Genomic DNA, 21,483 nt, shown 5'->3' with positions numbered 1-21,483 from the left:
CTACGCCGCGAGCCGGCGCTGGACCGGGCGTAGCGTCATCTGGACCCGCCGTTCGGGCAGCAGGGTGGCCGCCACCTGTGGCGGCGGTACGTCGGACAGCGCCGGCCCAGGGCGGAACCGGGTGAGCATGGTGGCCACGATGAGCTGCGCCTCGACCTGAAAGAGGTGCTTGCCGATGCATTGGTGCGGGCCGCCCCCGAACGGGAAGTAGGCGTACCGGTGGCGCTCCGCCGAGCGCTCCGGCAGGAAGCGGTCCGGGTCGAAGACGCCCGGCCGGTCCCAGTACATGTCCATCCGCTGGGTCAGGAACGGGCTGATCAGCACGGTGGCGCCGGCCGGGATCCGGACCCCGCCGACGTCGGCCGACTGGGCCGCCTTGCGCGGGAGTATCCAGCCGGTGGGGTACAGGCGCACGAGCTCGTCGAGGACCGCCCGCAGGTAGTGCAGATCGGGCAGGTGTGAGCGCTGCACCGGGCCGCCGCCGACCACCCGGTCGACCTCCTCGCAGAGCCGGACGGCCACGGCTGGCTGTGCCCCGAGGTTCGGCCACAGCCAGGTGAGGGCGAGCGACGTGGTCTCGGTCGCCGCCACGAACATGGTGACGACGTCGTCGCGGATCTGCTGCTCGGTCAGCGCCCGGCCCTCGCTGTCGCGCGAACGGCAGAGGGTCGCGATGATGTCGTCGCCGTCGTCCGGCTCCCGGCGGAACCGGTCGATCGCCGGCAGCAGCACCTCGTCGATGATCTGGGCACCGCGGCGGAACACGCGGTCACCCGGCATCGGCACCGCGTTCGGCACCCAGGGCAGCACCATGCGGAAGACGAACGCCTTGGCGATGTCGTGCAGCGCCGGGATGATCCGGTCCGCCTCGATCACCGACACCCTGTCCGCGAAGAACACCCTGATGACCGTCTGGTTGACGATGCGGCCCATCTCCGTGCTGACGTCGAAGGGCTCCCCGGACCGGGCGAACTGGTCGAGTCCCGCGACCGCCTGCTCCACCGCGTCGCTCATCCGGTCCATCAGGGCATCGATGCGCTTCGCGGTGAGCATGGGCTGGAGGGTACGGCGGCTCCACTCCCACGCCGGACCGTCGGTGAGGATCGCGCCACCGAGCAGCCGCTCCAACGGCGTCCAGAACATCCCTTCGCGGACGAAGGTGCCGGCGTGGTCGCGCAGGACCTGGTGCACGTGCTCGGGATCGGTCACCAGGTACGGGCGGAACAGGCCGAGGTTCAGCCGGACGATTTCGCCGCCCGTCTCCTTGGCGATCGCCTGCAGGCCGCCAAGCGGGTCGCGGATCAGTCGGGGGATCGTCCGGTAGACCGGGATCCGCCGGGCCGAACGAGGGCGCGCGGCATCGACGCCAGACGACATGATGGTGACCTCCCGGAAGCCACCCCCGTGACTCGTTGCGCTTCCATGGTCACCTAACGCGATCTAGAAAGTCCTCTGTCGAAAGTTGATTGAGCACGCAGTCAAACAACAGACATTTACCGCACCTCGTTGGCCGATACGCCCCACGGGCGTTCCCGCGTCGACCAAGGAATTCCCCGCCGATCAAGGGCAAACGGTCGCGGAAAAGAGATCAAAGCACGACCGTATGCCCTTGATCGACGCGGAAAGCCTTGATCGACGCGGAGAGGCGACCGCGGGCCGTCTCAGGCCGAAGGGCGGAGCGGGCGGGGGCGGGCGTTGCGGAGGCGGATGCCGCTGAAGGCCACCGTGCTGGCAATCACCTCGTCCCAGAAGGGCCAGAGGTTGTCCAGGACGCGCAGCTGGATGCCGGCCTCCTCGTGCAGGGCGAGCAGGTCCCCGACCGGCTCCGCGGGGCCGAGCGGCGTCACCGGCTCGGTGGCCACCATCGCGTACCGGTCGGTCGGGCTGATGTGCTGGAACGGCGCGGCGGGGAGTCGGTAGGCGTACAGCCGGACGGCCTGGATGGCGGGCAGCCAGCCGTACTCGATGGCATGGACCCGGGCGCCGGACCCGGCGCCGATGATGCGCTCGCGGTCCGCGTGCGTCGTGGTGGGCACGGCCCAGGCCATCCCGCGCGGGCACTGCCGGGGAAACCAGTAGTCCGGGCAGCGGGCGTGGTCGACGGCCCAGACGTACGGCTCGGTCTGCGCGGACGTGGCGGCGACGTGCGGCACGAACCGCTCGATCGTCGGGTCTTCGGAGAAGTGCATGACCTCGCCCGGGCCCGGCCGCACGTCAGAAGAGCCCTCGGACCCAGTTCCACACGTCCATGACCCACTCGGTCTGGCGCAGGTACGCCACCCCCACGCCGATCAGGAACACGGCGGCCACCAGGTGGGCGCCCTTCGCGCTGCGGCGGACCCGGCCGAGCTGGCGTTCGAGCACGACGCGGCCGACCAGCCGGGTCAGCGCGAACAGGCCCGCCGCGACCGCGAGCGTGAGCACGAAGGTGAGGGCCGGGCTGACCAGGTCGCCGCCCTGGGAGAGCACCCAGATGCCCCAGCACACGAACGCGAACAGCCCGCCGAACACGCTCCAGCCGCTGCCGATCCGCAGCTGCCGGGCGTGGTAGCCGGGCGGCATCCGCTGCGGCTCCGGGGCCGGCTGGGGCCATCCGGTGCCGGTCGGCTCGTACGTCGGCGCCGGGACCGGGTCCCTGGGCCCCACCTGGGCGACCCCGCGCTGGAACGGATGTGGCTGCGGCACCGGTTGCGGCGAGAGGTCAACCGTCCGCTCGACCCACGGCTGTGTGGGATCTGCCATGATCTCCTCCCCCGGGAACTACCTCTCCCGTCCGAGAGTAGCGAGCCGGCAAACCGGTCGCCGAGCCCTCGCGGGATGGCGTAAACAGAACGGATGACCGAACTGCCGATCCGGCCCGGCACGCCCGAGGAGCGCCTGGCGATCTCCACGATGCTCTTCGCCGCGTTCCACCACACGTTGGACGAGGACGTGCTGGAGCTCGACCGGCTGGTCTGGGAGCCGGAACGGTCCCTGGTCGTCGACGACGAGGGCACCATCGTCGGGCACGCGGTCGCCGCGACCCGGGACCTGAGCGTGCCGGGCAACGTCGTACCGGCGGCGCACGTCACCGGCGTGGCCGTGGCGCCTACGCACCGGCGGCGCGGCCTGCTGACCCGGATGATGACGCGGCAGCTCCAGGACGTGCGCGCGGCCGGGCGGGAGCCGATCGCAGCGCTGTGGGCCAGCGAGGGCCGCATCTACCCGCGGTTCGGGTACGGGCTGGCCGCGTGCCGGCTGGAGCTGGCGGTGGACACCCGGGAGGTGCGCCTGCCGGCCGCCACCGCCGTGCCCCGGCTCCGCGCCGGGCTGCCGGCCGATCTGCGCCCCGAGCTGGCCAAGGTGTACGACCAGCTGCGCCCCGACCGGCCCGGCTGGTCCAGCCGGGACGACGGCTGGTGGTCCCAGGTGCTCGGCGACACCGCATGGCACCGGCGCGACGCCACCCCGCTGCGCGCGGTCCTGCACGAGGGTGACGGCGGCGTCGACGGGTACGCGGTGTGGCGTACCCGGTCCGGGTGGACGCACCTCGGCCCGGACGCCGAGGTGCGGGTCCGCGAGGTGGTGGCCGCCGACCCGCAGGTGTACGCGGAGCTGTGGCGCTTCCTGCTCGGCATCGACCTGGCGCGCACCGTGTCGTACGACTTCGCCGCGCTGGACGATCCGCTGCTGCACCTGGCCAACGAGCCGCGCCGGCTCAACGCCCGGATGACGGACAGCCTCTGGATCCGCGTGGTCGACGTGGCCGGTGCGCTGTCCGCCCGGCGGTACGCCATCCCGCTCGACGTGGTGGTCGAGGTCGCCGACCCGTTGCTGCCGGAGAACGCCGGCCGCTGGCACCTGACCGGCGGCCCGCACGGCGCGCGCTGCGTACCCACGCCGGCACCGGCCGACCTGGCCTGCGACGTGCTCGACCTGGGCGCCGCGTACCTCGGCGGCACCTCGCTGGCCGCGCTGGCCGCCGCCGGCCGGGTCCAGGAGCTGCGCAGGGGCAGCCTGGCCGAGACCAGTACGGCGTTCGGCTGGCACCGCCAGCCCGCTCCCCTGGAGGTCTTCTAACCCCGTGTACCGTCGGCGCATGGGCGAACCTGAGCGACGGCGACGCCGGCTGCGGCAAGGGCCGACCGGGCGGCCGGCCCGGCCACGCCCGCCCGACGAGGCACCGGTGGAGGAGGGCGTCACCGCGGTGACCGCCGAGGTACTCGACCCGGAGCCGCCCGTGGCCCGGCCCGCCGCGGGCGAGGATCGGGAGACCGAGCGCGGGCTGCGCGGCCTGGTCGGCTCGGGCTCCTCGCAGGTCGGCATCAGCGCCGCGATGCGGGCCCGGGACGCGGCCCGGCCCACCGACGCCGACCTCGCCGAGGCGGAGGAGCGGCTGGTGATCGTCCGCCGCAACTGGGTGCCCCGCGACGAGCCGCCCAAGCGCTAGCGCCCTAGGGCAGCGGCGGGAGCTCGCCGGACTTCTCGTACTCCGCCACCTGCGCGATCCGCCGGGCGTGCCGCTCGTTGCCGGAGAAGAGGCTGGTCACGAACGCCTCCACGATCGCGGTGGCGTCGTCGATCGTGTGCTGGCGGGCGCCGATGGCCACCACGTTGGCGTCGTTGTGCTGCCGGGCGAGCTGGGCGACCTCGGTGTTCCAGGCCAGCGCGGCCCGTACGCCGGCGACCTTGTTGGCCGCGATCTGCTCGCCGTTGCCGGAGCCGCCGATCACGATGCCGAGGCTGCCCGGGTCGTCCACCACGCGAGCGCCGGTGTGCAGGCAGTACGCGGGGTAGTCGTCGTCCGGGTCGAACGCGTGCGGTCCGACGTCGATCGCCTCGTACCCCTGCTTGCCGAGGTAGTTGACGAGGTGCACCTTCAGCTCGTAGCCGGCGTGGTCGGCTCCCAGGTAGACGCGCATGTTGGGCAGTCTGTCAGGCGATCACGCCAGGGCGGCGCGCAGCCCGGCCGCGACCTGGTCGGCGGCCGGCCCGGCGGCGTCGAAGAGCGCCAGCTTGCGCGCCCAGCCGTGGTTGACGCCCAGGTACCGCACCACGACCGTGGGCACCCCGGCGGCGAGCAGCAGGTCGCCGTACCGCTCGCCCTCGTCGCGCAGCACGTCGTACTCGGCGGTCAGGATCAGCGTGGGTGGCATGCCGGCCAGGTCCGCGGTGAGCGGCGCCACGTCCGGGCTCAGCCGGTCGCCGGCGTCCGGCACGAACAGCGTCCAGAACAGGGCCGCCGCGGTGGCCTCGACGCCGAGTTCGCCGAACTCCGCGAAGGACGCCGACGACATCGTCGGGTCCAGGCACGGATTGATCAAAACTTGGTACGCCAGCGGCGTACCCGCGTCGCGCTGGCGCCTCGCGACGACGGTGGCCAGCTGCGCGCCGGCGCTGTCGCCGCCGACCGCGAGCCGGGTGGTGTCGACGCCCGGCGCGGTGGCCCGCAGCCACCCGAGGGCGGCCTCGGCGTCCTCGATCGCGGCCGGGTGCGGGTGCTCGGGCGCGAGCCGGTAGCCGACCGAGAGGATCGCGCAGCCGGAGCCGGCGGCGATCCGCCGGCAGAGCCGGTCGACGGTCTCCACGCTGCCCGTCGCCCAGCCGCCGCCGTGCAGGTAGAGCAGCACGGGCGCGCCGGGCGCGGGGACGTAGAGCCGGCAGGGTACGCCGTTCGCGTCCACGTCGGACACCTCGGCGACCGGCGCAGGTGGCCCGCACTCCCGGTCCACCGCCGCCTCCATGGCCGCCCGGGTGGCCAGCAGCTGCGCCATCGGGTCGGTGGCGATCTGCTCCTGCGTCGGCCGGGGCCGCGCCGCTAGGGACGCGGCCACCTGCGGGTGGAGCTTCACGACAACTGCGCCAGGACCAGACCACCCCGCGCCTTCGGAGTGAACCAGGTGCTCTTGCGCGGCAGCTTGAGCCGGTCCAGGTTGACGGTGACGAAGTCCTCGACGGTCACCGGCGCGATCAGGATCGCCATCTCGGCGTGCCCCGCGTCGACCTCGCCGGCCAGCCAGCTCGCCGGGTAGTCGCCGCCGACGTACGTGATCCGCTTGTCGCCCGGGTCCAGCCCGAGCGCGTCCCGCAGCACCACCCGTTCGACGAGCGCGTGGTCGAGGTTGTCCACGTCGCTCGCGCCCGGGGTGGGCGGCAGCGCGACCGCGTGCACCTTGCCGCCGGCGTACAGGTGAATGGTGCCCCCGGAGGCCGGCACCGTCGGCGGGCCGTCCATCGGGTAGACCGACGCGCCGCGCGCGCGGAGCCGCTCCAGCATTTCGGGCACGGTCATGGTCAGCTCGCTGACCAGCCGGTTGTACGGCTGGATGGTCACCGAGTCGGGCGTGGTGATCACGGCGAGGAAGCGCGGCAGCCCGCCGGTCTGGGCGGCCAGGCTGCGGTGGTTGCCGTCGGCCACGACCAGGTCGCCGCCGCCGGCCAGCTCGCACAGCTCGTCCTGGACCGGGCCGGGGCCGACCAGCCAGATGGCGTGCGTGCGCCCGGCCTGGTCGGCATCGGTCGCGGCCGGGGGCCGGCGGCCTCGACCGCCGCGGCGAGCGCCTCGTGCAGCGCCTCGCCGTTGCCGGTCTGCAGCAGGAGTACGGGAGACAGCAGGTGGCCGGTCGCCTTGGCCAGCGCCACCCGTTCGTGCACCTTTCCGATGAAGACGTCCTCGTTGCGGATCACCAGACCGGGCTCGTCAGCGCTGGTCGAGATCTGGTCGGTGTCCACCATGCCGAAGAACCCGTACGCCGGCTCGTCGCCCGGCGCGCTGATCCGGTAGAGCGCGATGACCCGCTCGGCGGGCGTGTAGCTGCCGTCGGCCTTGGCCTCGCCGAGCCGCTCGACCGCCGCCGGCAGGGCATCGCTGAATGAGGTGCCAAGGCTCTCCGGTGCCCGGTGGGGCATCTCGACGGCCAGGGCACTGTGCGGGTTATCGGCAATGATGGACGTGATTTCGGCGTCGTCGGCGAATTCATCGTAGTTTTGTGCGCCGGTGCCACCAGTGGTGATCCAGGCCCGGGCGATCGGATGCACGATCGTCATACTGCGTGACGCTACCGTCGCTGGTTGGTGTGACGCCCGACACCCTGCATGCTGTCCCACCTGCAAGGAAAGGGCTCCCTCAATCGAAGATCGGCTGGGCGTCGCGGGTGCGCTTGATCTCGTAAAAGCCGGGGGTACCGGCCACGAGAAGGACGCCGTCCCAGAGCCGGCCGGCGGCCTCGCCCCGCGGCGCGGGCGTGATCACGGGGCCGAAGAACGCGATCTTCTCACCGTCGACCGGGCCGGGGGCGTGGATCACCGGCGTGCCGACGTCGAGACCCACCGGCTTCATGCCGGCGTCGTGGCTGGCGCGCAGCGCTTCGTCGTACTCGGAAGAATCGCCCGCCTGGGCGAGCTCGGGGTCGAGGCCGGCCGCGGCGAGCGCCGCCCGGTAGAGCTCCGGCCCGCGCTCCTGCTTGCCGGGGTGGATCCGGGTGCCCAGCTCGGTGTAGAGGCCGCGCAGGACCTGCGGGCCGTACTTCTGCTCGGCCGCGACGCAGATCCGCACCGGCGCCCAACTGGTGTCCATCATCCGCCGGTAGTTGCGGGGCAGCTCCCGACCCTCGTTGAGCACGGAGAGACTCATCACATGGAACTGGATGTCGATCGGGCGGACCTTTTCCACCTCCAGCAGCCAGCGGGAGGTCAGCCACGCCCATGGGCAGATGGGATCAAACCACATGTCAACAGATGAACGCTCAACCATGTCCTCATCGTCTCCCAGCGATGCGCCAACGGCACCTCGGGATACGGTGACCTGGGCCACGCCTCTTTGAGGCGAGCATGAAACACTCTTTCGACGGGGCTGACAACAACGCGCGGCCCACCACGAGCCCGTCGACGACGACGGGCTGGAGAGAGGCGGGAGACCGTGGCCGGAGTGCGCAACCTGACCCAGGTCGAGGCGGCCGAGCGCGCCCGCCTGCTGGACGTGACCGGATACGACATCACCCTGGACCTCTCCGGCGCGGGCTTGGGCGACCAGACCTTCCGCTCGACCACCGAGATAACGTTCCGCTGCGCGGAACCGGGGGCCACCACCTTCGTCGAGCTGGCCGCCCAGCGGGTACGCGGTGCCACGCTCAACGGCGCCCCGGTCGACACCTCCGACTGGTCCGCCGAGACGGGTCTCGTGCTCCCCGGCCTGGCCGGCGAAAACACCCTCGTGGTGGACGCCGACTTCTTCTACTCCGCCAGCGGCCAGGGCATGCACCGCAGCGTCGACCCGGTCGACAAGGAGGTCTACCTCTACAGCCAGTTCGAGACGGCCGACGCCCAGCGGGTGTACGCCTGCTTCGACCAGCCCGACCTCAAGAGCGTCTACACCTGGCACGCGATCGTGCCGGCCCACTGGCGGGTCGTGTCGAACTCCCCGGTCGCCGACGTCGACTCCTCGGATGACGTCAAGACCGTTCACTTCGCCACGTCGGCCCGGATGAGCACGTACATCACGGCGCTGTGCGCGGGGCCGTACCACGAGGTGCGGTACGAGCACGACGGAATCGACCTGGGCTACTTCTGCCGGGCCTCGATGGCGCGGTACCTCGATCCGGACGAGCTGCACACCATCACCACGCAGGGCTTCGACTACTTCCACGAGCAGTTCGGGGTGCGCTACCCGCTGCCCAAGTACGACCAGATCTGGGTGCCGGACTTCAACGCCGGCGCGATGGAGAACTTCGGCTGCGTCACCCACGCCGAGGCGCACTACGTCTTCCGGTCGCAGGTCACCGACTTCGAGCACGAGCAGCGGGCCAACACGATCCTGCACGAGCTCGCCCACATGTGGTTCGGCAACCTCGTGACCATGCGCTGGTGGAACGACCTGTGGCTCAACGAGTCGTTCGCCGAGTGGGCCAGCCACTGGTGCAACACCAACGCGACGCGCTTCACCGACGCGTGGACGACGTTCCTGTCCGTCCGCAAGAACTGGGGCTACCGGCAGGACCAGCTCTCCTCCACCCACCCGGTCTACTGCGAGATGCCCGACCTGGCCGCCGTCGAGGTCAACTTCGACGGCATCACGTACGCCAAGGGCGCCAGCGTGATCAAGCAGCTGGTCGCGTACGTCGGGGAGGACGCCTTCCTGGCCGGCCTGCGCTCCTACTTCGCCCGGCACGCCTGGGGCAACGCCACGTTCGACGACCTGCTCAGCGAACTGGAGGCCGCCTCCGGCCGGGAGCTGCGCAAGTTCGCCGCGCAGTGGCTGGAGACCGCGCAGGTCAACACGCTCCGCCCTTCCCTTACGGTCGCTGCGGACGGCACCTACGAATCGGTGAACGTGCTGCAGGAGGCGCCCACGGACTACCCCGTGCTGCGCACCCACCGCCTCGGCGTGGGCCTGTACGACCTGGTCGACGACCGCCTCGTGCGGCGCGAACGGCTGGAGATCGACGTCACCGGCGAGCGGACCTCGCTGCCCCTGACCGGCGTACGCGCCGCCGACGTGCTGCTGTTCAACGACGACGACCTGACGTACGCCAAGCTGCGGCTGGACGACCGCTCGATGGCCACCGTCGTGCAGCACGTCGCCGGCTTCGAGTCGTCGCTGGCGCGGGCGCTGTGCTGGGCGGCCGCCTGGGACATGGTGCGCGACGCCGAACTGGCCGCCCGCGACTACGTGGCGCTGGTCGTCGCCGGCCTGCCCGCCGAGGGCGACATCAACCTGATCACCGCCACGCTGCGGCAGGCCCAGAGCACGCTGTCCTTCTACGCCGACCCGGCGTGGGCGCCGGAAGGGTGGGCCGCGCTGGCCGGGGCCGCCCGCGCGGCGGTGGCGGCGGCCGAGCCGGGCAGCGGCTTCCAGCTCGCCTGGGCCCGCGCGTACGCCTCCGCCGCCCGCAGCGCCGACGACCTGGCCGTGCTGCGCGGCTGGCTCGACGGTGTGGGCGTGCCGGACGGCCTGACCATCGACACCGAGCTGCGCTGGTCGCTGGTGCAGTCGCTGACCGCCAAGACCGTCGTCGGGCTCGACGAGATCGAGGCCGAACTGGCGACCGACCGTACGGCCAGCGGCGAGCGGGAGGCCGCGTACGCGCGGGCACTGCTGCCCACGCCCGCCGGCAAGGCCGAGGTGTGGCGCCGGCTGGCCGGTGGCGACGCCCTGCCCAACTGGGAGCACCGGGCGCTGTTGCAGGGCTTGCAGCACCCGACCCAGGTCGAGCTGACCGCGCCGTACGTCCAGCCGTACTTCGACGCGGTCGGCGACGTGTGGGCGCGGCGGGACAGCGAGCCGGCGCAGGAGTTCGTGATGCTGGCGTACCCGGCGTACCAGGTGGACGCCGCCACCGTGGCCGCCACGGACGCCTGGCTCGCCCAGGAGGGCCACCCCGCCCCCCTACGCCGCCTGGTAGCCGAAGGCAAAGACGGCGTAGTCCGCGCCATCAAGGCCCGCGCCCGCGACAGCGCGGCCCTTTAGGCGCGCGGGCTTTTGGGCGCGCGGGCTTTTGGGCGCGCGCCGCTCGGCGCGCCCTCCTCTCCCGTCGATCAAGGGCATATGGCCGTGGTTTGATCTCAAATCCGCGGCCGTATGCCCTTGATCGACGTGAAAGTCCTTGATCGACGGTCGTTGAGCGTGGCCTTCAGCGTCGCCACGAGGCGGTCCGGCGCCCGGTACAGGTCGACGTCCGTGAAGTAGCGCATCCGCCACCCCCGGGTCTCCAGCCAGTTGTGGCGCTGCCGGTCGTTGCGCAGCCGCATCCGGTCCAGATGGGACGCGCCGTCGAACTCGACGCCGACCTGCTCCTCCTCGTACCCAAGGTCCAGCCGGCAGCGCTCCACGCCCCACTCGTCGACCACCACCAGCTGTGGCCGCGGCGCCGGCAGCCGTCCATCGTGGATCACCAGCCGGAGGTGGCTCTCCTGCCGGCACTCCGCGAGCGGGGTGGCGAGCGGCACCAGCTCACGCGCCTGGCGTACGCCGCGCAGCCGGTCGTGCCGCAACACCTCGGCGGCGAGCTCCGCCTCGGTGCAGGCGCCGGCGCGGAGGGCGGCGTCGAGCGTCGCCAGCGCGTCCGGGCGGCCCAGCTGCCGGGCGAGGTCGACCGCGCACCGCGCCGGCGCGAGGCAGGTCAGCCCGAAGACCTCCCGCACGTCGTCGAACGGCAGCACCGCCTCGTGGACGCGTACGCCCCGACGCTGTGGCACGGCCGCGCCGGCGGGGACGGCAACGTGCACCGCCTCGGTGGGCACGACGCCGAAGCCGTACAGCAGCGCCGCCGTGTGGTGGGCGAGCGCCGCGTCCGGCGGGAGCACGAGCGCGGCAGCACGCAGCACGTCGAGCAGGTCCGCGGCTTCCGCACCGTCGACGTACACCTCGTGGAACGGGTGGGACAGCCGGCCCTTGGCCCGCGCCCACCGGGTCGCGCTGCGGGACTGGCGCATGTCCTGGACGCGGTGCGACTCCCGCATGCCGCGCAGGAGTCGGGGCAGGGCCGCGGCGTCGTCGTACAGGTCACTCATGGGCGACAGGGTGGCGACCGCCCAGACCTATCCGCCACCGCCGTTTGAAGATCTGTGGACAACCGGGGCGCCTGCGGAAAACGCCCTGATCATGCCGTCGTGTGGTATGCGGTCCAGGTCGCCGGCGCCACCTGCACCGCGTACGGCAGCTCCGCCGTCACGCACTGCCCGGGATTGACGCTGCGGTGCAGCTCGTAGTGGCCGGCCGCGGCGCGGTTGTAGAGGTGCGCGACGGGCCCGTTGCTGGTGCGCTCGATCCGCCAGTACGACTCGATGCCCGCCTCCGCGTACAGGCCGGGCTTGACGTAGCGGTCGAAGCGGCGGCTACTCGGGCACTCCACCTCCACGACGAGCGCGACGTCGGCGGGGTCGGCCCAGGTGGCGCCGGGCGCCGTACCCGGGCGCAGCACGGTGATGTCGGGCGTGAGGTAGCTGGCCCCGGAGTGCAGTCCGATGCGGCTGATCGCGTGCCACCCGGGCAGTACGGCCGTGCGCAGGTCAGCGATGACGCCGTCAACAAGGCGCTGGTGGTCACCGTCGAGCGGGGCGCTGACGTGGAGGGCACCGTCGATGACCTCGTACCGGTGATCGTCGTGAGGAAACGCGCGCAGGTCGGACTCGGTCCACGGCCGGTCCGGGGCGGCGAGTGGGGGTGCCACGCTGAACCACCTCCTCCCGCTCCACCCTACCGACGCGCCGGGCAATCGCCCGCCGATCAAGGACTTCCGCGTCGATCAAGGGCCTCCCCGCCGATCAAGGGCATATGGCCGTGGTTCGATCTCCATTCCACGACCGTTTGCCCTTGATCGACGGCGGAGTCCTTGATCGGCGCGCTGGGGGTGCGGGGAGGTTGCCCACTTGGCGGCGGACGCCGGCGAATAGGGACCCTGGGCCCGATACGAGGTGTGACCCGCGAGTAGGGGTCCCCTCCTGGGGACGGGCCGTGAGTGGGGCGCCCCTATTCAGCTCCGCGCGGGTATTACGGCGCCCTCAGGGCCAGGCAGCGCGAGACGCGTCGCCGGTGACCGCGCCGTTCCCTGACCACTCGGACGCTAGCCCGACTGCCGCGGGTGATCATGGAGTTAGCAGCAGGGCAAGCGCTCTCCCCGACGCTAACCTCATGATCACCGCAGGCTGGCGTCGATCCCAGGAACCCTTGACTACCCGGCCTTGAGGGCGCCCCACCCACGCCGGGGCTCGCCAACCCAGCGCCGGCCCGCCGAGCCGCCCACCCCGCCGATCAAGGATTTCCGCGCCGATCAAGGGCATACGGCCGTGGATCGGAGATCAAAGCACGACCATTTGCCCTTGATCGACGCGGAGAGGGGGCGGCGAGGCGAGGGGGCGGCGACGCGGCGAGGGGCGTGCAGAAGCGCGCGGCGAGGCCGCAGGGCGAGGGGGGCACCGGGGCGAGAGGCTGCGCGGGGGTGTGCCCGGGGCCGGGTGGGGAGGGGGTTATGCGCGGCCGGCGTGGGTGGCTAGTTGGTCCAGGCCGCTGATGATGCCGCCGGCCAGGTCGCCGCCGCCGAAGGCGGCCACCATCGACAGCGCGGCGAGCTTGGCGTCGCGGTCGAGGATGCGCTTGCGGGCGGTCGCGCCCGTCACGATCTCCAGCGCCCGCTGGTTGGGCGAGACCGCGACCATGACGGAGCGATCCGGGTCGGCGAGCTGGGAGTGCAGCTTTTCGGCGTGAGCCCGGACCGGCTCGTCCAGGTCGCCGAGGTACACGCTGAAGGTCAGCCCGGTGGAACGGTCGGCCACCCGCAGCGCCTCGTCCAGGCGCAGCAGCTGCCTGGTCGAGAACGGGCCGTCGAGCACGTCGGGCCGGGTGCTGACATCGGTGCCCTCGGGCGCCTTTTCACCAACGGTCACTTGCGCCTCCCGTCGGATTGATCCGAGCCGGCGTCGCCGCCGTCAACTCGGCACGCGACGAACCCGCGGGCAACGCCGCGTGGTCGCTGCCGGATACGCCGGCCAACTGCTCCGGCGCGGCCAGGAACCACACCGGGGCAAAGTCGAACGGCCGCCCCGGCCGGTAGCGCTTGGCACTGCGGCCGCCACCCAGCGCCGCCAGGCCGGCGACCACCAGGATGATCGCGGCCGGTATGCCGGCGAAGACGAGCACCGTCTCGGTAACAGACACGGACAACACCCCTGACTCAGACGCCGTTCACGGTAGCGGAGGGCGCGGCCCGCCAGATCTCGGGGTGCCGGTCACCCCAACCGATGGACGCCTCGAGCTCGGCGGCGGCGGCGAGCAGGCGCCCATCTTCGCCGTACCGGCCGGTCAGCATGACGCCGACCGGCATCCCATCGGCCAGGGCGACGGGCAGCGAGACCGACGGCTGGCCCGTGACGTTGAACACCGCGCAGTACGGCGAGAAGCGCCGCTGCCGGTCGAAGTCGTCGGCCGGGTCGCCGGCCCCGCTGAACCAGCCGACCTTGGCCTGCGGCGTCGCCAGCGTGGGGCACAGCAGCAGGTCGTACCCGGCGACGGCGCGCATGCCCTGGCGCACCTGGAGCTGTAGCTGGGACAGCGCGCCCATGAGCGTCGCCACACCAACCGCGTGGCCGCGCTCACGCATGAGCCGGGTCAGCGGCAGCAGCTCCGCCTCGCGCTCCGGCGGCACGGGGGCGAGCGCCAAGACGTACCAGATCGTCTCGAAGAGCGGCCAGACGTCGGGGCCGAGCGGCGGTGCGACGTCGACCACCTCGTGGCCGGCGCCGGCGAGGGCGGCGGCCGCGGTGTCGACGGCGGCCAGGCACGCGGGGTCGACCGGCTGGTCGGCCGCGAGCATCGGCGCGACGAACCGCCCGACCCGCAGCCGGGGCCCGGGCCGCCGGGCCGCGGCCAGATAGCCGCCGTCGGGCAGCGGCGGCGACGCATAGGGCTCACCAGGCATCGGAACGGCCATCGCGTCCAGCATCGCGGCGGCGTCGGCGACGGTGCGGGTGATCGGGCCGGGCGTGGGCAAGCCGAAGCCGCCGAAGCCGAACGGCCCGCCGGACACCACGCCGCGGCTGGGCTTGTAGCCGACCAGCCCGCACAGCGCCGCCGGGATGCGCACCGAGCCGCCGCCGTCGGAGCCCTGGGCGAACGGCGCCAGCCCGGCCGCGACCGCCGCCGCCGAGCCACCGCTGGAGCCGCCGGCGGTGAAGTCGAGCCCCCACGGGTTGCGGGCCGGCGGGGCGACCCGGCCCTCCGAGTAGAGCGAGATGCCCAGCTCCGAGGTCGTGGTCTTGCCGAGGCTGACGGTGCCGGCCGCGCGCAGCAGGGTGACCACGTCGGCGTCGACCGGCGGCACGTAGTCAGCCAGCGCCGCGGAGCCGAACGTCGTGCGGACGCCGGCCGTCATGGTCAGGTCCTTGAGGACGGTGGGCACGCCGTGCAGCGGGCCGCGCTGGTCGGCCGGCACGTCGTCGGCGGCCTTGGCCTGGGCGCGCGCCTGGTCGGCGGTCACCGTGACGAACGCCCCCACGGCGTCGCTCAGCGCCTCGACGCGGGCCAGGTAGTGCGCGACCAGCTCGGCGCTGCTCAGCTCACCGCGGCGGATCGCGTCGGCCTGCTCCAGGGCGGTCAGATCATGCGGCTCGGCCATGCCTCTAGTTTGTATCCCGTGACCGACATTCTCGCCCGCGATCTCGACGCCGCCGATCCTCTCGCGCGCTTCCGCGACCGCTTCGTCATCGAGGACGAGCTGATCTACCTGGACGGCAACTCGCTGGGCCGGCTTCCGCTGTCCACAAGGGAGCGCCTGCATCGGGCGATCGGCGAGTGGGGCACCGACCTGATCCGCGGCTGGGACCGGTGGATCACGCTGTCCCGGGAGGTCGGCGACGTGCTGGCCACCGGTGTGCTGGACGCCACACCGGGCGAGGTGGTGCTGTCCGACTCGACGAGCGTCAACCTCTACAAGCTCGCCGCCGCGGCCTGTGCCGCCCGCCCCGGGCGACGGGTGATCGTCACCGACGACGACAACTTCCCCACCGACCGGTACATCCTGCAAGGGCTGGTTGAGGCCCGCGGGATGGAGCTGCGGGTGCTCAAGACCGACATCGACCTGGGCGTCTCCGCCGAGGCGGTGCGGGAGGCGCTCGACCCCGACGTGGCGCTCGTCTCGCTCTCGCACGTCGCGTACCGGTCCGGGGCGGTCGCCGACCTGCCGGCCATCACCGCGGCCGCCCACCAGGCCGGCGCGCTGGCGCTCTGGGACCTGAGCCACTCGGCCGGCGCGGTCCGCGTCCCGTTGCGGTCCGCCGGGGCCGATCTCGCCGTCGGGTGTACGTACAAGCACCTGAACGGCGGGCCGGGCGCACCCGCGTTCCTGTATGTGCGGGCCGACCTGCAGGCGGAGCTGCGCCAGCCGATCTGGGGCTGGTTCGGGCAGCGGGACCAGTTCGACATGGGCGTCGAGTACGACCCGGTGGAGTCGATCGACCGCTTCCAGGTCGGCACGCCGCCGGTGCTGGGGGCGTACGCGGCGCTGGAGGGTGCCCGGCTCACCGCCGAGGCGGGCATCGACGCGGTGGCGGCGAAGGGGGCGGCGCTCGGCGCGTACGCGATCGAGCTGTGCGACACGTGGCTGGCGCCGTACGGCGTCGTGGTGGCCTCGCCCCGTGCGGACGCCCGCCGGGGCGCGCACGTCACGCTCCGCCACCCGCGGGCCTGGCAGCTCAGCCAGGCTCTGCGCGCGGCGGGCGTGATCCCGGACTTCCGCACCCCGGACCGGCTGCGGCTGGGGTTCGGCGCGCTCTACACGCGCTTCGTCGACGTGTACGCCGGCCTGGCGCGGCTGCGGGACATCCTGACGGCCGACTCGCACCTGGCGTTCCCGGAGCGGCACGCGCGCGTAACTTGACCGGTTTTTCGGTATTTGTTGTAGCTCGGTGCGAAGATCCCTCTCATGAGGACTTTCGCAGCAGCCGCCGCGCTTGCGTTTGTCGGTCTCCTTGCCGCCCCGGTGCCCGCTTACGCGGACGGGGCGTGGGTCGAGGTCAACCCCAGCAGCATCCAGGCCGGTTACCGGGTGGGCATCCGCGGCAGCTGCCAGGAGAACCTGAACGACGCCATCGCCAAGTCGGACGCGTTCGGCGAGGTCAAGATGGCGCCGGAGCACGGCTTCGTGGTGGCCGCCGTGACCGTCCCGGCCAAGACCCGGCCGGGCGACTACAAGGTCAACCTGTCCTGCAAGAACGGCAGTTCGGCCACCACGACCATGTACGTCCTCGGCATGGACCACCCCAGCAAGGGGCCGGCGACCGGCGGCGGCGGTACGGCGCGCGACGCCACCACCCCGCTCGCGGTCACCGGCGCCGGGGTGGCCGCGGTGGTCGCCGGGCTCGGCCTGCTGGTGCTGCGCCGCCGCCGTACGTAGATGCCGCGTACCGGGGTGATGCCGAGTACCCGGGTGCTCGCCGGCGCCCTGGTGCTCGTGGGCGTCTTCGCGACCGGGCTGGGACTCGGCCAGATCGAGCTGCCCGCCTGGTGGGCGCCCGAGGGCAAGGCGCCGCCCCGGGAGTTTCCGGTGCTGGAGCCCAGCCGGCCGACCCGGATCGCGATCCCGTCGATCGGCCTGCGCGCGCCGGTGCACAGCGTGGGGCTGGCCGGCGACGGCTCCATCGCCGTACCGGCCGCGACCCGGCGGCACGAGGCCGGCTGGTACGAGGACGGCCCCACCCCGGGCCAGTTCGGGCCGGCGATCATCGTGGGGCACGTGGACACCCGTACCGGGCCGGCGGTCTTTCACGACCTGCGCGAGCTGCGCCCCGGCGCGACGATCGAGATCAGCCGGCGGGACGGCTCGGTGGCCGTCTTCGAGGTCAACTCGGTGGAGCGCTTCGGCAAGGCGCGGCTCCCGGCCCGGCGCGTGTACGGCGACTTCAGCCGCCCCGGCCTCCGCCTGATCACGTGCGGAGGGCGGTGGGTCGGCGGCGAGACCGGGTACGCCGACAACGTGGTCGTCTTCGCGTCCTTGGTCCGCGCCAAGCTCCCGTGATCTTGCAAGGAAGGGCACCTTGCTATGCAAAAAGCGATAACAAGGTGCCCTTCCTAAACCCGGAGACGAAGAAAGCGGCGCCTAGGCCGCTTCGGGGAGATCGAGCCAGTCGGCCCAGCGTGGGTCCGGCGCGCGGTGGCCGAGTACCCGCCAGGCCATTCCTTTGGGTGCGCCGGGCAACGCGTGCAGCCGCCACCCCAGCTCAGCGGGCGTCTTGTCGCCTTTGGTGTGGTTGCACCGGGCGCAGGCGGCCACCACGTTCTCCCAGGCGTGCCGACCACCGCGACTGCGCGGGAACACGTGGTCGATCGTCTCGGCCGGGCCGCGGCAGTACGCGCAGCGCCAGCCGTCCCGGGCGAAGATGGCCCGCCGGGAGAGCCCGACGTGGCTGCGGTACGGCACCCGCACGTACCGGGTCAGGCGCACGACGGACGGGACCGGCAACTGGCGCCGGACGCTGTGCAGGATGCCCTCGCCGTCGGCGACGCACACGGCTTTGGCGGATAGGACGAGGATCGCGGCTCTTCGCACTGACACGACACACAGCGGCTCGTAGGTGGCATTTAGGACCAATGCGCCGGAGCCCACCGTCGGTCGTATGTCAGGCATCGCGCTCACCTCTCCAGGTCGTGCAGACCAGCTCCCTGTCAGCCAGCACGCCGCGGGCCGTCGGTGACCGCGGCCGACGTCGGCGGATCACCGACGTCCGTGCGCCAATAGTCCCCGATGGGTAACTGAATTGCACGTACTATTCGGAGCCTCTCTCATGAAGCTTCGGTGACGTGCGGCAAGATGACCTGTTCTGTCGGGTTAGCCACGGGGGCGGACCCGGGCATGCCGGCACGATCGCCGTGCGGTACGAAGGCAAACGTGATTGCCGCTCTCCTCGCCCAGCCGACCCCCGACCCGTCCCCGACCGTAGGGGCGGACTGCAGCGCGGACGCCCTGTGCCAGCAGGTGTTCGACTGGACCGGCATACCCTGGCTCGCGGAGAGCAGCTTCTGGATCTTCGTCAAGCCGCTGCGCATCCTGCTGATCTTCGCGATCGCCCTGCTGATCCGGTGGATCTTGCACCGCACCATCAAGCGGCTGGTCCGGACGTCGACCAACACCAGCGTGCCGACCATCCTCAAGCCGCTGCGCGAGCGGATCCCGAGCGCCCCGGCCGACCCGACCGCGGTGGTGCCCGAGCGGCGCCGCCAGCGGGCCGAGGCGATCGGATCGGTGCTGCGCAGCACGGTGACCGCGGTCGTCTTCGCGATCGCCGGGCTGCTGATCCTCAGCGAGCTGAACTTCAACCTGGCGCCCCTGATCGCCAGCGCCGGTATCGCCGGCGTGGCGCTCGGCTTCGGCGCACAGTCGCTGGTCAAGGACGTGCTCTCCGGCATCTTCATGCTGCTGGAGGACCAGTACGGCGTCGGCGACACCGTCGACCTCGGCGAGGCGACGGGCGTCGTGGAGGCGGTCGGGCTGCGCATCACCACGGTGCGCGACGGCCGGGGCGTCCTCTGGTACATCCGCAACGGCGAGATCATCCGGGTCGGCAACAAGAGCCAGGGCTGGGCCATGGTGATCATCGACATGCCGATCGGATTCGCCGGCGTCGAGGAGGCCACCTCGGTGATGCGTGCCGCGGCGGCGTCCGTGGCCGAGGACGCCGACCTGGCGGCGAACCTCGTCGAGCCGCCGGACGTGCTGGGTGTGGAGCAGATCACCGTGGACGGCGCGGTCATCCGGACGATCGTCAAGACGACCGCCGACGGCCAGTTCGAGGTGGGGCGTGAGCTGCGGCGCCGGCTCACCGAGGCGCTCGACGAGGCCGGCATCACCGCGCGGATCGCCGCGACCCGGATGTACCCGCGGCCGGCGGCTCCCAACGGCGAGGGCGACACGCGCGGAGGTGCTACCTAAGTCGGGCAACCGACACCGAAGAGGGAATGGGTCGCGCACCGCGCGGACAGTCAGGTATCGTCCGTTCGTTCAGTCGGAGAGGCGACGGACCAACCGTTCGCCCTAGCCAGATGTCAGACGATCGGGCAGAATTCGTGAATAGCTCCATGGCGGAGCGTCACGACAACCTCGCCTTTCCGTCTAGTTAGGCGTTCCCGCCGGCCGCCATCAAAAGTGGCCGTCGGTGCGGACGATGGAGGCCCCCGGTGTCCGACGAGGCACACGCCGCCGAACGGCAGGCCACGTTCCGTGAGGTGTTCGGCCAGCCCGAGTATCGCGCGGTATACCTCGCCAGCACGCTGTCCTGGCTAGGCGACTACCTGGCGAAGGCGGCACTCACCGTGCTGGTCTACGACCAGACCAAGTCGGTGGCGATGTCCGCGGCCGCGTTCGCGGTCAGCTACCTACCGTGGTTGCTGGGCGGCCCGCTGCTGGCCACGATGGCCGAGCGCTACCCGTACCGGACGGTGATGGTCACCTGTGACCTGGTCCGGATGACGCTCGTCGGCACGATCGCGCTCCTCCCGCTGCCGGCCCCCGTCGTACTCGTCGTGATCTTCCTGAACACGCTGGCCAGCCCGCCGTCGCAGGCCGCACGCTCGGCGCTGCTGCCGTTGATCCTCGGCGGCGACCGGCTGGTCGTGGGCCTGTCTGTCAACCTCACCACCGGGCAGGCCGCGCAGGTCCTGGGCTACGTGGCGGGCGCGGGCATCGCGGCCGTCAACCCGCGCCTGGCCCTGGCCATCGACGCGTCCACCTACGCCGCGTCCGCGGTGCTGATCCGCCTGGGGGTACGCGCGCGCCCGTCCGCCATGACCAAGGCGCACCGCAGCCACCTGCTCCGGGAGACCGCGGACGGCTTCCGGATGGTCTTCCAGACGCCGGTGCTGCGCTCGATCGCGGTCCTGGTGTTCGCCGCCATGCTCTTCGCGGTCGTGCCCGAGGGCCTCGCGGCCGCGTGGGCGACCTCACTGTCCGACTCGGAGGCGCAGCGGGGCATCTCCCAGGCGCTCATCATGGCCGCGAGCCCAGCCGGCTTCATCATCGGCGGCCTCGTCACCGCCCGGCTGATCCGCCCGGACCTGCGGCGCGCCCTGATCCGGCCGTTCGCGGTCCTCGCGCCGCTGTCGCTGGTGCCCGCGCTGCTCGGCCCGTCCGCCGTGGGCATCGCGGTCATGGCGGGGGTCTGCGGGTTCGCCGTCGCCGGCATGATGCCCGCCGCCAACGGCCTCTTCGTCCAGGCGCTCCCGCACGGGTTCCGGGCCCGCGCGTTCGGGGTGATGCAGAGCGGCACCCAGGTGATGCAGGGCGCGGCCGTGCTGGCCACCGGCCTGCTGGCCGAGCACAACTCGATCCCCACGGTGGTCGGGCTGTGGAGCCTCGCCGGCGTCGGCCTGATCCTGCTCGCCTGCACCCAGTGGCCGCGCGCCGACCGGTTCAACGCCGCGGTGGCGGTGGCCACCCACACCCAGCCGGCGGACGCCTCCCGCATCGACATCCCGGTACACCAGAACGGCGCGAACCAGGGCGAGACCTCCAAGATCGTCGAGCGGCTCCGGCTGCCTGGCAAGATAGAGCGGTGAACTTCTTCGACGCGGTCGGTGGCGAACCGACCTTTCGCAAGCTGGTCGACGAGTTCTACGCGGGGGTGGCCACCGATCCCGTGCTCCGCCCGCTGTACCCCGAGGAAGACCTCGGGCCGGCGGCCGAGCGACTGACTCTCTTCCTGATCCAGTACTGGGGCGGGCCCAACACGTACTCCGCCCAGCGGGGGCACCCGCGCCTGCGGATGCGGCACGCGTCGTTCCGGGTCGGTCCGGACGAGCGGGACGCCTGGCTGGCGCACATGCGGCACGCCGTGGACAGCCTCGACCTGCCCGCCGATCTGCACACCACGCTGTGGGACTACCTGGAGCGGGCGGCGTACTTCATGGTCAACACCATGGACGAGCCGGGCCCGGCAAATGGGTTGAATACCGCATAACGCACCCCCGGGCGGCCCTCGGTCGTTGGTCAACGCGTACCCAACGCCCATCCGCCGAGGGAGTAC

General features: G+C 72.2%; 21 protein-coding genes and 1 pseudogene. 9 read left to right on the top strand and 13 right to left on the bottom strand.

Going from position 1 to position 21,483, the window contains the following annotated elements; all coding sequences use genetic code 11:
* From Prum_RS26425 to Prum_RS26415, 3 genes are all read right to left on the bottom strand, one after another.
* Window positions 1-1,377 carry a cytochrome P450 gene (locus Prum_RS26425; RefSeq protein WP_173078943.1) on the bottom strand — a complete coding sequence of 459 codons (1,377 nt, stop codon included), beginning with the start codon at window positions 1,375-1,377 and terminating at the stop codon, window positions 1-3.
* 284 nt (window positions 1,378-1,661) lie between these two features.
* Entirely contained in the window at window positions 1,662-2,213 is a 552-nt protein-coding gene (locus Prum_RS26420; protein WP_173078942.1) for a DUF6886 family protein, read from the bottom strand.
* 1 nt (window position 2,214) lies between these two features.
* Window positions 2,215-2,742 (bottom strand): hypothetical protein, encoded by a 528-nt coding sequence (locus Prum_RS26415; RefSeq protein WP_173078941.1) that lies wholly within the window; start codon window positions 2,740-2,742, stop codon window positions 2,215-2,217.
* Between the two features lie 93 nt (window positions 2,743-2,835).
* On the opposite strand from Prum_RS26415, the gene Prum_RS26410 reads away from it, so the two are divergent.
* Together Prum_RS26410 and Prum_RS26405 are read left to right on the top strand one after the other, a co-directional pair.
* A complete protein-coding gene (locus Prum_RS26410) occupies window positions 2,836-4,059 on the top strand; it encodes a GNAT family N-acetyltransferase (RefSeq protein ID WP_173078940.1) in 1,224 nt (407 codons plus the stop codon).
* A gap of 19 nt (window positions 4,060-4,078) precedes the next feature.
* On the top strand, window positions 4,079-4,429 hold the full coding sequence (locus Prum_RS26405) for a hypothetical protein (RefSeq protein WP_173078939.1): 351 nt from the start codon (window positions 4,079-4,081) through the stop codon (window positions 4,427-4,429).
* A gap of 4 nt (window positions 4,430-4,433) precedes the next feature.
* Here Prum_RS26405 and Prum_RS26400 read toward each other — a convergent pair whose 3' ends face one another.
* From Prum_RS26400 to Prum_RS26385, 4 genes and pseudogenes are all read right to left on the bottom strand, one after another.
* A complete protein-coding gene (locus tag Prum_RS26400; protein WP_173078938.1) occupies window positions 4,434-4,901 on the bottom strand; it encodes a ribose-5-phosphate isomerase in 468 nt (155 codons plus the stop codon).
* 21 nt (window positions 4,902-4,922) lie between these two features.
* On the bottom strand, window positions 4,923-5,831 hold the full coding sequence (locus tag Prum_RS26395; RefSeq protein ID WP_246278108.1) for an alpha/beta hydrolase: 909 nt from the start codon (window positions 5,829-5,831) through the stop codon (window positions 4,923-4,925).
* Window positions 5,828-7,026: pseudogene (locus tag Prum_RS26390) on the bottom strand (DUF1015 family protein). Before Prum_RS26390 ends, Prum_RS26395 begins: the two are co-directional and overlap by 4 nt.
* Window positions 7,027-7,105: 79 nt before the next feature.
* Window positions 7,106-7,732 (bottom strand): mycothiol-dependent nitroreductase Rv2466c family protein, encoded by a 627-nt coding sequence (locus Prum_RS26385; RefSeq protein WP_173078937.1) that lies wholly within the window; start codon window positions 7,730-7,732, stop codon window positions 7,106-7,108.
* Window positions 7,733-7,906: 174 nt separating this feature from the next.
* Here Prum_RS26385 and pepN point away from each other — a divergent pair, with 174 nt between their 5' ends.
* Entirely contained in the window at window positions 7,907-10,444 is a 2,538-nt protein-coding gene (pepN, locus tag Prum_RS26380) for an aminopeptidase N (protein WP_173078936.1), read from the top strand.
* A 95-nt stretch (window positions 10,445-10,539) separates the two neighbouring features.
* Here the strand turns inward: pepN and Prum_RS26375 are convergent, their stop codons facing one another.
* From Prum_RS26375 to Prum_RS26355, 5 genes are all read right to left on the bottom strand, one after another.
* Entirely contained in the window at window positions 10,540-11,487 is a 948-nt protein-coding gene (locus Prum_RS26375; RefSeq protein ID WP_173078935.1) for a type IV toxin-antitoxin system AbiEi family antitoxin, read from the bottom strand.
* 89 nt (window positions 11,488-11,576) lie between these two features.
* Window positions 11,577-12,146: a Uma2 family endonuclease gene (locus Prum_RS26370; protein WP_173078934.1), complete on the bottom strand. Its 570-nt coding sequence runs from the start codon at window positions 12,144-12,146 to the stop codon at window positions 11,577-11,579.
* Between the two features lie 796 nt (window positions 12,147-12,942).
* A complete protein-coding gene (locus tag Prum_RS26365) occupies window positions 12,943-13,359 on the bottom strand; it encodes a DUF5130 family protein (protein WP_173078933.1) in 417 nt (138 codons plus the stop codon).
* A complete protein-coding gene (gene ctaJ / locus Prum_RS26360; RefSeq protein WP_443094363.1) occupies window positions 13,346-13,630 on the bottom strand; it encodes an aa3-type cytochrome oxidase subunit CtaJ in 285 nt (94 codons plus the stop codon). The genes Prum_RS26365 and ctaJ overlap by 14 nt, the downstream gene beginning before the upstream one ends.
* A gap of 16 nt (window positions 13,631-13,646) precedes the next feature.
* A complete protein-coding gene (locus Prum_RS26355) occupies window positions 13,647-15,086 on the bottom strand; it encodes an amidase (protein ID WP_173078932.1) in 1,440 nt (479 codons plus the stop codon).
* Between the two features lie 18 nt (window positions 15,087-15,104).
* Between Prum_RS26355 and kynU the strand changes: the two genes are divergently transcribed.
* The 3 genes from kynU to Prum_RS26340 all read left to right on the top strand — a co-directional run bounded on the left by kynU (window position 15,105) and on the right by Prum_RS26340 (window position 17,483).
* Window positions 15,105-16,346 carry a kynureninase gene (gene kynU / locus Prum_RS26350; RefSeq protein WP_246278107.1) on the top strand — a complete coding sequence of 414 codons (1,242 nt, stop codon included), beginning with the start codon at window positions 15,105-15,107 and terminating at the stop codon, window positions 16,344-16,346.
* 102 nt (window positions 16,347-16,448) lie between these two features.
* Window positions 16,449-16,862: a hypothetical protein gene (locus tag Prum_RS26345; protein WP_218577343.1), complete on the top strand. Its 414-nt coding sequence runs from the start codon at window positions 16,449-16,451 to the stop codon at window positions 16,860-16,862.
* Window positions 16,863-17,483 carry a class F sortase gene (locus Prum_RS26340; protein ID WP_173078929.1) on the top strand — a complete coding sequence of 207 codons (621 nt, stop codon included), beginning with the start codon at window positions 16,863-16,865 and terminating at the stop codon, window positions 17,481-17,483. It begins immediately after the preceding gene.
* A gap of 81 nt (window positions 17,484-17,564) precedes the next feature.
* Here Prum_RS26340 and Prum_RS26335 read toward each other — a convergent pair whose 3' ends face one another.
* Window positions 17,565-18,092, bottom strand: coding sequence for an HNH endonuclease (locus Prum_RS26335; protein ID WP_173078928.1), 528 nt, complete (start codon window positions 18,090-18,092; stop codon window positions 17,565-17,567).
* A gap of 225 nt (window positions 18,093-18,317) precedes the next feature.
* On the opposite strand from Prum_RS26335, the gene Prum_RS26330 reads away from it, so the two are divergent.
* From Prum_RS26330 to Prum_RS26320, 3 genes are all read left to right on the top strand, one after another.
* The gene (locus Prum_RS26330; protein WP_173078927.1) at window positions 18,318-19,394 is read left to right on the top strand and encodes a mechanosensitive ion channel family protein; all 1,077 of its coding nucleotides are present in this window, start codon (window positions 18,318-18,320) and stop codon (window positions 19,392-19,394) included.
* A gap of 245 nt (window positions 19,395-19,639) precedes the next feature.
* Window positions 19,640-21,016: an MFS transporter gene (locus Prum_RS26325; RefSeq protein WP_173078926.1), complete on the top strand. Its 1,377-nt coding sequence runs from the start codon at window positions 19,640-19,642 to the stop codon at window positions 21,014-21,016.
* Entirely contained in the window at window positions 21,013-21,417 is a 405-nt protein-coding gene (locus Prum_RS26320; protein ID WP_173078925.1) for a globin, read from the top strand. Before Prum_RS26325 ends, Prum_RS26320 begins: the two co-directional genes overlap by 4 nt.
* Window positions 21,418-21,483: the final 66 nt, after the last annotated feature.

Origin of the sequence: Phytohabitans rumicis, assembly GCF_011764445.1 — a bacterium.
Taxonomy (GTDB): Bacteria; Actinomycetota; Actinomycetes; order Mycobacteriales; family Micromonosporaceae; genus Phytohabitans; species Phytohabitans rumicis.
This window is presented reverse-complemented; position numbering and strand designations above follow the sequence as displayed.